The organism is Acinetobacter sp. PK01, from assembly GCF_022819285.1.
Lineage (GTDB): Bacteria > Pseudomonadota > Gammaproteobacteria > Pseudomonadales > Moraxellaceae > Acinetobacter > Acinetobacter tandoii.
On record NZ_CP094643.1, the window covers coordinates 2,567,101 to 2,581,001 of the forward strand.

The 13,901-nt window shown below is 42.6% G+C and carries 10 protein-coding genes; 1 reads left to right on the plus strand and 9 read right to left on the minus strand.

What is annotated here, in order from left to right; translation table 11 throughout:
- Positions 1-47: 47 nt before the first annotated feature.
- From MP622_RS12095 to MP622_RS12135, 9 genes are all read right to left on the minus strand, one after another.
- Positions 48-908 (minus strand): alpha/beta hydrolase, encoded by an 861-nt coding sequence (locus MP622_RS12095; protein ID WP_016168318.1) that lies wholly within the window; start codon positions 906-908, stop codon positions 48-50.
- Between the two features lie 280 nt (positions 909-1,188).
- Complete coding sequence (locus MP622_RS12100; RefSeq protein WP_243791137.1) at positions 1,189-2,427, minus strand: OprD family outer membrane porin; 1,239 nt, start codon at positions 2,425-2,427, stop codon at positions 1,189-1,191.
- A 787-nt stretch (positions 2,428-3,214) separates the two neighbouring features.
- The gene (dmpG, locus tag MP622_RS12105) at positions 3,215-4,234 is read right to left on the minus strand and encodes a 4-hydroxy-2-oxovalerate aldolase (protein WP_016168320.1); all 1,020 of its coding nucleotides are present in this window, start codon (positions 4,232-4,234) and stop codon (positions 3,215-3,217) included.
- 10 nt (positions 4,235-4,244) lie between these two features.
- Entirely contained in the window at positions 4,245-5,141 is an 897-nt protein-coding gene (locus MP622_RS12110) for an acetaldehyde dehydrogenase (acetylating) (RefSeq protein WP_016168321.1), read from the minus strand.
- Between the two features lie 25 nt (positions 5,142-5,166).
- The gene (locus tag MP622_RS12115) at positions 5,167-5,964 is read right to left on the minus strand and encodes a fumarylacetoacetate hydrolase family protein (protein WP_243791139.1); all 798 of its coding nucleotides are present in this window, start codon (positions 5,962-5,964) and stop codon (positions 5,167-5,169) included.
- Positions 5,965-6,381: 417 nt separating this feature from the next.
- Positions 6,382-6,987 carry a glutathione S-transferase family protein gene (locus MP622_RS12120; RefSeq protein ID WP_243791140.1) on the minus strand — a complete coding sequence of 202 codons (606 nt, stop codon included), beginning with the start codon at positions 6,985-6,987 and terminating at the stop codon, positions 6,382-6,384.
- 79 nt (positions 6,988-7,066) lie between these two features.
- Positions 7,067-7,750 carry a YafY family protein gene (locus MP622_RS12125; protein ID WP_243791142.1) on the minus strand — a complete coding sequence of 228 codons (684 nt, stop codon included), beginning with the start codon at positions 7,748-7,750 and terminating at the stop codon, positions 7,067-7,069.
- A 74-nt stretch (positions 7,751-7,824) separates the two neighbouring features.
- On the minus strand, positions 7,825-8,493 hold the full coding sequence (locus MP622_RS12130) for an HAD-IA family hydrolase (protein WP_243791144.1): 669 nt from the start codon (positions 8,491-8,493) through the stop codon (positions 7,825-7,827).
- Positions 8,494-8,772: 279 nt separating this feature from the next.
- A complete protein-coding gene (locus MP622_RS12135) occupies positions 8,773-9,711 on the minus strand; it encodes an RluA family pseudouridine synthase (protein WP_016168327.1) in 939 nt (312 codons plus the stop codon).
- A gap of 755 nt (positions 9,712-10,466) precedes the next feature.
- Between MP622_RS12135 and MP622_RS12140 the strand changes: the two genes are divergently transcribed.
- Complete coding sequence (locus MP622_RS12140; protein WP_243791145.1) at positions 10,467-13,796, plus strand: Rne/Rng family ribonuclease; 3,330 nt, start codon at positions 10,467-10,469, stop codon at positions 13,794-13,796.
- Positions 13,797-13,901: the final 105 nt, after the last annotated feature.

The window sequence follows — 13,901 nt, forward strand, 5'->3', positions numbered from 1 at the left end:
GACATAAAAAAGGGATGACTCAAGCATCCCTTTTCTTTTCGATCAGATTATTTCACGCCACGCGCGGTCAAATAATCTTTAATCACCGTATTAAATTCTTCGGCTTTTTCCACTTGCGACCAGTGTCCACACTGACTAAAAATGTGTGCATCGGCAAATGGAACAGTATTTAAGATATCCCATGTGCGTGAAACGGGAATTACCACATCCTGAACGCCATGAATCAACAATACAGGCACTTGGATGTCTTTCATTTTTTCAAAATCGAGCGGGAATTCAAAACGGTCTCGGTCACGTGCACCCACGACATCCATTAAACGATCTGAAGCATAATCATTTTTCGCAGCTTCATAACGGACTTTGACCAATTCATCGGTAATCAGGCTCTTATCCACCACAAACATCGACAAGGTGTTTTTAATGCCTTCTTCGGTCAACACTGGGTTGGCATGTGCTTTGAGTGCAGCAGTTTGCTTCGCACCGCCTGTACCCATCGATACAATGCCCAACACACGTTCAGGATAATCCAACACCATTTGGAAGGCTAACCAACCGCCCAATGAATTTCCGACTAGCCACGTTTTTTCAATGCCCAACGCATCGAGGGTACGCACCGCATGATCAACCCATGCGCGAATGCCATACGCTGTACCATCCGCCACCACTGTTTGACCATAGCCAATCGAATCGATGGCGATACAACGGGCTTGTTCACCAATTTGCGGTAAATTCAACCACCAGTTTGCTGCTGCTGAAACACCCGTTCCAGAGCCGTGTAAAAATAAAATCGGCGTTCCTTGACCCACTTCATGGTAATGGGTTAACTCACCTTCAGCCGTTTCAATCCATTTATCTTCCAAGCCAAAAAATGGGTCAGTGGTGTAATTCGGGATTTGGACCGTGCTCATACATACTCCTCGTACAGCCTAAGACCTGTCTGATGTTCTGTGTTCAGGACAGGTCAATTCATTCATTTCGACAGGTTTTACTGCTCCATCTTACCTGTTCAAAAGCCTTGTACTGATACTTGTTTTCGATCACATACTATAAAAAAACGATTATTTAACATTATGTTTTAAAACAATATTTTTAATTAAAAACGAATCGTCAGCTCACAGTAAACAGTTTACGCTACACTGAAATAATAAGAGCGATGTGTGACCAAATCGCTCGATGGCAGTTTTAAACTTAGAATTTATAGCTATAGGTGGTCGCGATACGGTACTCTTTCAGGTCGCTTTTCCAGTCATAATCGGTATCGATATACATTGCCTGAACGCCCAAACCTTTGAATTTGCCTTCAGGTACCGTGTAATTCACAATCAAGTTCAGCTCTTGTTCGTCCTGATTCGTTTTTCCGCCCGCTTTGGCATCAAAGCCTGCAAAGTAAATGGCATTGGCATTTAAGCCTTTTAGCCCCAATTCGGTAAAGTCATACCCATAGGAGATATTCCAAGATTTCTCTTTGGCATTGGTAAAGGTTGCAACAGACCAATTTACCAAATAAGGCTGTGGTACCCAACCTGCCAATGTTGGGAAATTATTTTCCCCAAACATTTGTTGATAGCCCAGACCAAACGTATGTGCACCATGATTGAATTTTGCCCCAATCGACAAGGCTTGGTTATCAATCTCACCATACAATTTATCGCCTGACTCAGAATTATCAAAATAACGAACATGGCTGGTCAGCTTAGTCTTCGAACCCAGCGTGGTGTTGTAATTGATACCTGCATAATGCTGCTGATAAATGTCTTTGACATCGGCATACCAATAGCTTGCTCCAATCGCAGGATTAAACTGATGATCAATCCCTGCGATATACATCCCGTCCGCGGCTTTAGCAGTATTTGGGTTATTATTCGGAAATAAACTTAAGTCCTGAAACTGATTGTCATAACGTGCATTAATCCCATCAATATAGGCCAAACTCAGTTTGGTACCTTTCAGCTCTTTAGACTCCAACCATGCACCGCTATACGTGGTCAATAACTGACGCGATGGATCAAATACTAAAACTGGAGAAACAGGCAATAACTCACCCACTTTCAATTCTGTTTGTGACACTTTGGCTTTTAAAGTCGCACCCACTTTGCCAAAATTGCTGGCTTGTTCCTGTCCATTATGCGGAAGTACCCAATCCGCATTTTTGTCACGGCCATTTAGACGAAATGCATGTTGTACCAAAAGATCGGCGCCCAATTGCAAGCCACCTAATTCGGCATATCCTGATTTGGCATCTAAGGTGATGGCCTGTGACCAACTGCCCCAGTTGTTTTGTGGCACAGTTTCATACTGGCGGTCTAAGTAGAAATTTCTGAATTTTAACTGGACTTGGCTATCGTCGATAAATTCTGCATTCGTTGCAGTTGTACCTAATGCTGCAATTGCAACACAGATGGCTGTCCATAAAGTTTGACGACGCATGATATTCATTCCAATGATCACATTAAACTATGACACCATCATGCGGAACTCATCGAAGAGAAAAAATCCGACCACAGTCTTAAGAAAATACGCTTCAACCCGACTTAACCCACTGAATAGACCTCGCATTTTTTTGATTAAGATAAAATTACAATAACTCACTCTTTAGCAGATTTCGCAAGATGTGATGAAAGATTGAATCTATAACGTTTTTATTCGCCAAATCTGATTTATTCTCTGAATTACGGCAATTCTTAAGTGTTTTTTTGTTTAAATTTTAAGATCATATTTTCTAAGTTAGTTGCAGAATTATAAGAAAAAGCGCTCATATCACAGATTTTTTCTATATTTAAAAGCGTGTAAGGAACAGCCTAAAAACCTGATGAATATGCAATTAGATCAAGGAAGAAATGTATTTTTCATACTAGCTTATTTAACAATCATGACTTGGTTCATTGTGAATTCGTTAAAAATAAAATTAGCTTTCCTTTGGAATCCTCATTTTTATTTGATACGCGAAAATGGCATTCGCAATTGTTTGAGGCAAACTGTATTTTGCAAGTAAAGTTTCTGCGAGTCATTATTTAATAACAACTATATGACGAGTTTTGCGAATGACAAATGCTTTTGGTTACTTTGGGCTTATCCAAAGTAACATACGAGCTCCCAATATATGATTCTTGAGGGACTCAATAAAATTATGAAAAGAAAAAAGTTAAGGAGTTTACGAGAAACTCCTTAACTTATAGACATTAAATGCTTTCGATTCTTCACTTTAATTAATAAATTAAACCAAAGCAGCCTTCGCTTTCGACATAGTCAAAGCCAAATCTTCAATCATGTCTTCCTGACCACCGACCGTACCACGACGACCTAATTCCAATAAAATCTCACGTGCTGACACACCATATTTGGCTTCTGCACGTTTTGCGAATAATAGGAACGATGAATAGACACCTGCATAACCTAAAGTGGCTGCATCACGGTCAGCACGAATTGGGTTCAGCATCATTGGAATCACCAAATCCTCTGCCACATCCTGTACTTTAAACAGATCCACACCTGTCTCTAAGCCCATACGGTTGGCGACTGCAATGAACAATTCTAATGGTGTATTGCCCGCGCCAGCACCCAAGCCCGCAGATGCCAAGTCGACACGAATTGCACCTGCATCAACTGCAGCTACTGTATTTGCCACGCCCATACCCAAGTTATGATGCCCGTGGAAACCCAGTTCAATACTGCTGTCCAGTTCTTGACGCAGCAAACCAACACGGTCCGTCACATCTTGCGGCAGCATATAACCCGCAGAGTCAGTCACATAAATACAGTTCGCGCCATAAGACACCATCTTTTTCGCTTCTTCTAAAAGACGTTCAGGTGATGCCATGTGTGCCAACATCAAGAAACCTACAGTGTCCATTCCAAGCTGACGCGCAGCAGTGATATGCTGTTCTGAACAATCCGCTTCGGTACAGTGAGTTGCCACACGAATGGTCGACACCCCAATTTCATGGGCCATTTTCAAATGATCGACTGTACCAATACCAGGTAACAGCAATGCTGAAACTTTGGCATTTTTCATACGCGGAACAACAGCAGACAAATACTCTTCATCCGTTGCTGCTGCAAAACCGTAGTTCACCGATGAACCACCTAAACCGTCACCATGCGTCACTTCGATCAGTGGCACACCTGCATCGTCCAAAGCGGTTGAAATGGCAATCATTTGCTCAACAGTAGTTTGATGACGCTGAGGATGCATCCCATCACGCAAAGTCATATCATGCACAATAATCTTAGACATGGGTTGCTCCTTATACTTCAGCCGTAGCCAATAAACGTTCCGCAAACATTTCCGCAGTGCGCGCAGCTGCCGCAGTCATAATATCCAAATTCCCTGCGTACTTCGGCAAAAAGTCGCCTAAACCTTCCACTTCAAGGAACATTGATACGCGGTTACCATCAAATACTGGACCATTCACTAATTTGTAGCCAGGTACATATTTTTGTACTTCGGTAATCATGGCTTGCACAGATGCTGTAATTGCTGCTTGATCTGGCTCACCTTCAACCAAGCAATGCACCGTATCACGCATCATCAATGGTGGCTCGGCTGGGTTAATAATGATGATGGCTTTACCTTGTTTTGCACCACCCACTTTTTCAATTGCACCCGCAGTAGTACGCGTAAATTCATCAATGTTTTTACGTGTACCAGGGCCAACCGACTTGGTTGAAACGGTTGCAATAATTTCACCATAACTCACAGGTTGTACACGGGAAATCGCTGCAACCATTGGAATGGTCGCTTGACCTCCACAGGTCACCATATTCACATTCGGCAACTCACCAGCATCCAAGAGTTCTTGAAGGTTGACAGGCGGCACGCAGAATGGACCAATCGCAGCAGGCGTCAGATCAATCATCTGCACACCTAATTCGTTCAACTTACGGCTATTTTCCGCATGAACATAAGCTGAGGTCGCATCAAAGGCAATTTGAATTTCATCCGCAAGCACATGTGGCAGTAGTCCATCCACACCTTCTGCTGTGGTTTTTAGCCCCATACTCGCAGCACGGGTCAGACCTTCTGAACTTGGATCAATCCCGACCATCCATACAGGCTCAAGGAATTCGCTACGCTGCAACTTATACAATAAATCTGTTCCGATATTTCCCGGACCGATTAATGCACATTTAATCTTTTTCATGCATCTACTCTCTCAAAAATCCAATTTATTCCGCAGCAAACGCAGCGACTACTGAACCAAATCCTTCAATTTCAACTTTAAATTCATCACCCGGTTGTACAATCACCATTGGGCCTAAAGCACCCGTTAAGATGATGTCGCCAGCAAGCAATGGACGACCACGGCGCACCATTTCATCGGCAAGCCAAACTGCGGCATTTAAAGGGTTCGCTAAGCAGGCTTTACCGATGCCTTGCGAAACCACTTCATCCCCACAAGTCATGGTCATTTTGCAATTGACCAAGTCAAGTTGATCTAATTTGACTGGACGTGAACCCAACACAAACGCCGCAGAAGACGCATTGTCCGCCACAGTATCAATCAATGAAATTTTCCAGTTTTCAATACGGCTATCCACGACTTCTATCGCAGGCAAGGCATACTCAGTTGCACTGATAATGTCTGCATAACTGTGTTTTTTTTGGGTTAAGTCTTTGTTAATCACCAACGCAATTTCAGCTTCTACTTTCGGCTGAATCAATACTCCTGCTGGAATGACTTCGCCATCCCCATAAGCCATGTCTGCGAATAACATGCCAAAGTCAGGTTGGTCGACCCCAAGTTGCGCTTGTACTACTTTAGACGTCAGGCCAATTTTACGCCCGACTAAGCGACGCCCTTCTTTTAAGGCACGTTGAGTATTTACTTCCTGAACCGCATAGGCACTATCGACGTCTGCTTGTTCAGCACCCAGTTGTGGGCGAATGGGTGCTATCGCAGTCTGTGTAAGCTCAGCGTTACGTAAAGCCTGCGCAACAGATTCAAAAACAGCAGAATTCGACATCTAGATTTCCTTAAACTGCAAAAATGGACGGATACTGTTTTAGATGAAAAATGATTGAGTCAGATTTAAAACTCAGATCGATTAGAGCAATTGCGACAGACAAACGCTGTCTGATCATCTATAAAACGCGTATGTGTATAAACAGTTCAAGCATCGGAAAAATGACGGCTTTACGCCAATACTTATTTTATTTTTTACAATAGTTAGAACTTATAAATCTTTTTTGTTTTATCCATCAAAATAAACAGTGTAGAAAAATCAAAGAGAAAAATGTGCAAATCATTCAGAATTGGGCTTTATATAGTGGATTAATTTTTTTCACCTACGACTAAAAAATAATACGTGAGCAGTCTCTGGGGATAAATCTACAACTAAAAAAAGCCTCTTTCATCAGAGGCTTTTTTGAGTCAAATGACCTTATGCTGCAAACAAAGCAGGATTTTTCTTTAAACTTTCACGTTGCTGTATGGCCGATACATAGCGGTCAATTGCAGGATGTGGTTTTAATAAATTCATTTTTAATTGCCACATGATGATTGCCCCTAAACTAATATCGGCTGCCGTAAACTGTGAACCGCATAAATACGGGCTTGCCTGTTCCAAACCTTGAACCAAGGCTTGATAGGTATCCTGATAATCACCATAGCCCATAAACATTTTTTGCTCTGGTGCAACCTGAACTTTTAAATGCTCATTGTCCGAAGCGGCTGCAAACGGGCCTGCACCAAAGAATAACCAGCGATAATATAAACCTCTTTTCGGATCATCGAGTGCAGGCGCTAAACCTTTTTCAAAGAATTTATCTGCCAAATATGCACAAATGGCATCCAACTCATAAATCACCACATCACCATCAACCAAAACTGGCACTTTACCAAAAGGGTTGAGTTGTAAAAATTCGGCTGATTTCATTTCCTCGCCATAAGCGACTTCTATACGTTCAACCTCAATCCCCAAATCAAGAATCAGCCAATCCACCACAACGCCCCGAGATTGCTGATTTGTATATAAAGTTAAAGCCATTGTTCTATCCTCTGTGTTTATTGTTTTTTTAGAATAGAACGATGCTGTGTCAGTTTTTGTCAGTAGTGTTGAGGCATTTTTATGAATTTGAAAATTCCTTTTGACACCATTGCTGAAATAAATGACGTTTAAATTGAGGGTAGACTTGTTCAGTTAATATGAGCGTTTGTATTCGATCTAAACGGAAATTTCTAAAATCTTCCCGTAATTCACACCACGCAGCCAACAACATTTTGTCGTTAAAATATCCCAATGCAAACGGCCATAATTGCCTGTGTGAAATCTGTTTTTGTTCATCAATATAATCAATCTGGATTTTAGTTTGTAAACGAATGGCAATACGAACTTGTTCAACAATGCTTTGATCAACTTCAATCCACGAATGAATGGATTTTAGATAGGTATCATTTAAAAATTCTTGTTTTCTTTGCGGTAATACAGCTCTTAATTTGCTTAATACCGAATGTGAAGCCTGTTGTAATGCTTGATCAGGAATAGATTTAGCCCATTGTAATGCCAAATACATGGCTTCAATTTCTGATTCATCCAAACTCATGGGTGGAAGAAGAAAGTTTTCTTTTAATTGAAATCCTACACCAACACTTCCCTCAATATTGACCCCTTGATCACGTAAACTTTCAATATCTCGATAAACACTTCGCACACTGATTTGTAAATGTTCAGCCAAACGTTGCGCAGTAACAGGATAACGCTGTTCACGAAGATGCTGTAATAAATGAAGTAATCGAATAGAACGACTCATAGCGGATTTTCTTGTTATTCAAAAGTAATTTTAGGCGTATATCCTTACACGCCTTGAAAAATAATCAACTTTGCTTAAGCGACATCAGAAGCATTGACTTGCAGATTTAAAAACTGATCTAAACTTGCGACATCATCGGCAATGGTCAACGGATTAAACTGCTGCAAAATATTTTTAGTATGTACACCATAGGCGACGCCGACTCTTGGCATGGCAATATTTTGTGCCATTTCCAAATCATAAGAAGTATCCCCGACCATAATTGCCTGTTCTGGGCGTAAGCCTGTGAACTGTAAGATTTCCTGCAACATCAACGGATCAGGTTTAGACTTAGTTTCACTTGCTGCACGCGTAATCTCAAACAAATCATGACTATTGGTTTGAGCCAGCACACGATCCAAACCTCTACGGCTTTTACCTGTCGCCACCGCAAGTCGTGCACCCTGATTTTTGAGTCCGTACAACATTTCAGCAATACCCGCAAACCAAGCATCATCCTTCGAATGCGCAACATAATGATCGCCATAACATTTCAAAAGATCAGTATGCAATTCAGGCACTGCCGGAAATAAAACTTGAGCGACTTCAGGCAAACCCAAACCAATAATACTTTTTGCCGCTTCAGGAGTTAGGGGTTGTTCAAATTGCTGCGCTGCAAACAAAAGACTATCTACAATTTGCCCCACTGAATCAAATAATGTGCCATCCCAATCAAAGATAATCAGTTCTACAGGTTTTTGCATGCTGGGGTTCCAATATTTGCTTTTATGAAGAAAATTTACACGATGCATTTGCTACATGATGGCGACAAGGATGTCGCCGTTGAGCTGACTTGCACTTCGCTTTAAAGCAGTGCTTAAAGCGCGTTCAGGACGTTCCATCAGCTCAACAAAAGATTTTTGTTACTTTTCATCTTTGAAAAGTAAAAATGACCAATACAGCATCATTTCCAGTTAATCACGACAAAAGAGGTCCTATTTTATTACCTCTCTCTAACCCTCTCCAAAGGAGAGGGAAAAGGTTTAGTCCTTTTTCTGTGCTCTTAACTGCGCCACAATACTCTGCATATCCTCAGGTAAAGGCGCTTCAATTGGTGGATAACCAGGAATATCCAAACGCATAGCGTGTAAACATAATCGACGCGGTTTAGGGCCATTGTACTCAGTTTCATGACCATATTTATCATCACCAACCAAGGGATGACCAATACTTAAACCATGCACACGAATTTGATGGGTACGACCCGAAAGTGGTGAAGCATACACCAAAGTCGCATGCATAAAACGCTCAGCGACATTCCACTGAGTTTTCGAATCTTTCCCTTCTTTAGAGACACGCACACGACGTTCACCGTTCGAGAGTTCATAACGATGTAAAGGCGCATCAATCAACTGTTTATCAAGGCTCACAACACCTTTGACCACAGCAGCATAAGTCTTTTTAATTTTGTGTTCACGCAGCATATCTTGCAAAGTTTTTAACACACTACGTTTTTTAGAAATCATCACCAAGCCAGATGTATCACGGTCAATACGGTGAATCAGTTCCAAATATTTTTTACCCGTCGCAGCCCGTAAGCCTTCAATCAGACCATAAGCCACGCCACTGCCGCCATGTACCGCGATGCCCGAAGGCTTATTCACCACCATCAAACCTTCATCTTCATACACCACACGACTCAGTAAACTTTGTGCTACTTTGTCCGATACAGGCGCAGCCGTTTCATCTTTTTGTTCATAACGAATCGGTGCAACACGGATCTGGTCACCAATCGCCAATTTAGTTTCGGCTTTAATGCGCTTTTTGTTCACGCGCACCTGCCCTTCACGAATCAAACGATAAATGCGACTTTTCGGTACACCTTTGAGTCGGCTAAATAAAAAATTATCGATGCGTTGACCCGCTTGATGCTCATCCACTTCAAACCAAGTGACACTTTGCCATTCTTGCGTAGAATTCATACAGATACTGTGACCTAAAAAAATACTAAAATTGATTAAAAACTGATCATTTAGGCTATACTTTTCACTAGAAACGTAAGCTTAGCCCATAGGCAGATGATGCAAGGTTTGCTATAGTCAGCGCACGGAAACCACCGTAAGTGAATCATCATCAACACATTTCAATTATATTCATATTGAAATATGGCTGAAATTTTGATTATAAACTCGGAAAGGTCCCAAAAGAATTATGCCGACGCCGAAGGCTTATTATATCGGCAAAACTGCAAACTGTTGCGTTTAATTGTACCTCAGGTACATAAATCAGTTTGCCTGAAAAAATATGTCGCCAACCTCAAGTTGGTTTTTAAACGTAAACTGATACACATCAGATTAGTCGCACCCTGAAACCACATTCAGGCTACAGCGTCTGATGCATTGGATCTGCACAATTTGTAAAGATACGACGATAATTCCGTATCAAGACACTCTTATGTAGGGATGCTCTTCGAGCAATGTGACAGTGAAAGTTACTCACATCCAATGCACCGCTTGTCCGCCAGTGAAGTGTGCAGGTGACTTTAATCGTTTAAAGATTGAAGCCGTATTGCCATCATCAATACGTGAATCAAAACTGGAGCCCATCTTTAAAAAGGCCAGTGAAAACCCTCAGACCACAATTGGTTTATTTGAGATCTGAGTTTGATCCGTGATGTTTGATGTTCGCTACGTGTATAGCGATTTTTTGCTGTGTATCACTATAAGGTGTTACACCCATGAAACGTATGTTGATTAATGCAACACATGCCGAGGAAATCCGCGTTGCACTGGTTACAGGTCAGCGTCTTTACGATTTTGATTTAGAAAATCGTACCCGTGAACAAAAAAAATCGAATATCTATAAAGGTCACGTGACTCGCGTTGAACCTTCTCTAGAAGCCGTATTTGTTGAATACGGTGCGGGGCGTCAAGGTTTCTTGTCGATGCGTGAAATCGCAAATTCATACTATAAAGCTGACCCTCGTCAGACTTCGAATATCCGTGAACTGATTACTGAAGGCACTGAACTTTTAGTTCAAGTTGAAAAAGAAGAACGTGGCAACAAAGGTGCTGCACTTTCTACTTTCATTTCTTTGGCAGGTCGCTATTTAGTCCTCATGCCTAACAATCCAAAAGGTGGTGGCATCAGCCGTCAAATTTCGGGTTCGGTTCGTGAAGAATTGAAAGAAATGCTGGCATCACTCAATGTGCCTCGTGGCATGAGTGTGATTGTACGTACTGCGGGTATTGGTCGTTCTCAAGAAGAATTACAACTCGATCTACAGCACCTTCTCGACCTTTGGGCACAAATTCAAAATACAGCGAGTTCTGGTCCATCACCAATGTTGGTGCACCAAGAAGCAGGTGTCGTGACACGTGCCATCCGTGATTACTTACGTGATGATGTGGCTGAAATCTTAATTGACTCTGAGCAAGCCTATAACGAAGCTTATAACTTCGTAAAAGCGGTGATGCCTCGTCAAATCGACAAGTTAAAAACCTATACTTTGAATGAGCCTTTATTTGCTCATTTTGGTATCGAAAGCCAAATTCAAACGGCTTACGAGCGTGAAGTGAAATTGCCTTCTGGTGGCTCAATCGTGATTGACCAAACAGAAGCTTTGGTTTCTATCGATATTAACTCGGCAAAATCGACTCGTGGACACGATGTAGAAGAAACCGCACTCAATACCAACCTTGAAGCCGCAGAAGAAATTGCACGTCAACTTCGCTTGCGTGATATTGGCGGTTTGGTAGTGATCGACTTCATCGACATGACCAAAGACCGTAACCAACGTATGGTTGAAGCGAAATTACGTGAAGCCACCCAAAGCGACCGCGCGCGTATTCAGTTTGGTCAATTGTCTCGCTTCGGTTTAATGGAAATGAGCCGTCAACGCTTACGTCCATCTTTAGAAGAAGCCACTGGTTATGTTTGCCCACGTTGCCACGGTACTGGTATGGTGCGTGACTTGCGCTCACTTTCACTTTCAATTATGCGTAAAGTGGAAGAAATAGCTCTACGTGAACGTCATGGTGAAGTTCAAGTTGAAGTGCCTGTAGAAATTGCAGCATTCTTATTGAATGAAAAGCGTCATAGCTTAGTTTACTTAGAACAAACGTCAAATGTGCGTGTAACGGTATTGCCACACCCACACTTAGAAACGCCTCATTACGAGATTTCTTATAACCCTGAAGGCTTCGCGCCAACCAGCTATGAACGTACTGAAGCAACTCGTTCTAGCGAAAAAGAATTGGGTTATGAAGCTTCAGATTGGCACTTAGAAGATGCCGATCAACAACCAAGTGTTGCACCAGTTGCTGACAAACATGGCAAGAAAAAGCCACAGCAAGTGGCTCAACAACAACAGCAAACCCCTGCTGCTGCACCAACTGCATCAAGCAGCCCATGTGCATGGTTAGAAAACTTGTTTGTTCAAAAGCAAGCTGCAACTGTAGATCAAGCACGTACAGCAAATAATGCAGCAGCTGCAATTGAGCAAATGGTGAATGGTGGTGCTGTCAGTCGCGGCCAGTTTGGTCAAGTGACTACACCTGTTGCTGTTGCGCCTACGCCTGTAGCCAGCAACAACGTGTACTTATCAGCGACACCTGCTCCACAAAAAGTGGAGCAACGTGACTTTGTAGAAAAAAATTCTGAGAAAGAAGAAAAATCGCAACGTCACAACAAAAAGCGTAACAACAACAAGCAACGTGAACAACGTGAGCAACCACAAGAACAAAACCAAGTGGTTGAAGAAGTTGTGCAAATGACGCGCCAAGAGCAACGCCAAGAACAGCGTGAGCAAAAGCGCCAACGTCAGCAACAACGTCACCCTCAACAGCAAGATCAACAGAACGAAATTCATGCTGAGCAAGCTGTACCACGTCGTGACCGTAACAACCAACAGCGTCCAAATCGCCCCAATCGCCATCGCGACCAAAGCGTATTCAATGAACAGCAAGCTGCGGTAGCTGCACCTGCTCCAGTCGTGGTCGATGAGCAACAGGTCAAGGTAGAAGTGATTGATGCTCCGCGTCAAGACATCCTGCCGACAGCACTTGTGGTGAATGTTGATCAAGCTCAAAGTGAAATCATTGCCATCAACACGACCTCAACCGCAAAGGCCGTTGAAGCAGCAAAACCTACCACCACTGAAACATCGGAAGTGGTTAAGGCAACTCCTGTAGCGGTTGAACCTGAAGCAAAAGTTGAAGTTCAAACTCAAGCACCAACTGCTGAAGTTAAAACAGAGGAGCAAAAACCTCGCTCTGATGGCAAACGTGCGAGCAATGACCCGCGTATGCGTCGTCGTCAACAACGTGATGCTCAAGCTAAACAAGTGCAAGCGCCTAAGCTTAATCCATCACAAGTGCCGACTTTATCACAATACACGGTAGGTAGCTTAATTCGACAAGTATATGGTGAAGACTGTGCCGTACTGATTGAGCAATTTGGTTTGATTCCAACCTTCAACCGTGCATTAGAAAAGTTCACTGCTGAATATGCAGCGAGCCTCAATACCAGCACTGTAAACATTGAAGTTGAGAAAAAACCTGTCACGCGTGATGTCGAAGTTGCGAAAGCTACCCCTGAAGCTGAACCTGCGCCAGTGCTGGACTTAACACCACCAAAGCCTGAGTCAGAAAAGCGTGTTGCCAATGACCCGCGTGAACGTCGTCGTTTAGCAAAACAAGCCGCTGAGCAAGCTCTAGCACAAGCAAAGCAAGCACAAGCGGAAGAAGCACCAGTTGCAGCTAAACCAACTGCTGTGGCAGTAGTTGAAAACGTTGCTGAGGTGGTTGAACCTGTCGAAGTAGCTACTGAAGTTACTGTAACCGAAGCTGTTGCTGAACCAGTAGTAGCAGAAGATGTAACGGTTGAAACAAAGGCGCCTGCGAAAGCCAAAGCGAAAGCAGAACCTGTACAGACTGAGTTGGCTGTAGATGTTATCGAAGATACAGCGACAGAAGAAACTGCGGCTGAAAAGGAAGAGAAAGAAAAAGCTCGTCCGCGTCGTCCACGTGGTCGCCCACCGAAAAAAACCACACCTACAGCAGAGTAAGTATTTACCCAATTGTTGTAAAATAATTAAAACCTAGTCATTTCGATGGCTAGGTTTTTTTTGTTATTTTGAACAGATTAGGTTGATTGCACTAGAAAGAAACGA

What these genes read in the sequence shown, in the direction of transcription:
- MP622_RS12095 (WP_016168318.1), bottom strand. Translation starts at nt 908, where the DNA reads ATGAGCACGGTCCAAATCCCGAATTACACCACTGACCCATTTTTTGGC.
- MP622_RS12125 (WP_243791142.1), bottom strand. Translation starts at nt 7,750, where the DNA reads ATGAGTCGTTCTATTCGATTACTTCATTTATTACAGCATCTTCGTGAA.
- MP622_RS12130 (WP_243791144.1), bottom strand. Translation starts at nt 8,493, where the DNA reads ATGCAAAAACCTGTAGAACTGATTATCTTTGATTGGGATGGCACATTA.
- MP622_RS12140 (WP_243791145.1), top strand. Translation starts at nt 10,467, where the DNA reads ATGAAACGTATGTTGATTAATGCAACACATGCCGAGGAAATCCGCGTT.
- MP622_RS12115 (WP_243791139.1), bottom strand. Translation starts at nt 5,964, where the DNA reads ATGTCGAATTCTGCTGTTTTTGAATCTGTTGCGCAGGCTTTACGTAAC.
- MP622_RS12135 (WP_016168327.1), bottom strand. Translation starts at nt 9,711, where the DNA reads ATGAATTCTACGCAAGAATGGCAAAGTGTCACTTGGTTTGAAGTGGAT.
- MP622_RS12120 (WP_243791140.1), bottom strand. Translation starts at nt 6,987, where the DNA reads ATGGCTTTAACTTTATATACAAATCAGCAATCTCGGGGCGTTGTGGTG.
- MP622_RS12110 (WP_016168321.1), bottom strand. Translation starts at nt 5,141, where the DNA reads ATGAAAAAGATTAAATGTGCATTAATCGGTCCGGGAAATATCGGAACA.
- MP622_RS12100 (WP_243791137.1), bottom strand. Translation starts at nt 2,427, where the DNA reads ATGCGTCGTCAAACTTTATGGACAGCCATCTGTGTTGCAATTGCAGCA.
- dmpG (WP_016168320.1), bottom strand. Translation starts at nt 4,234, where the DNA reads ATGTCTAAGATTATTGTGCATGATATGACTTTGCGTGATGGGATGCAT.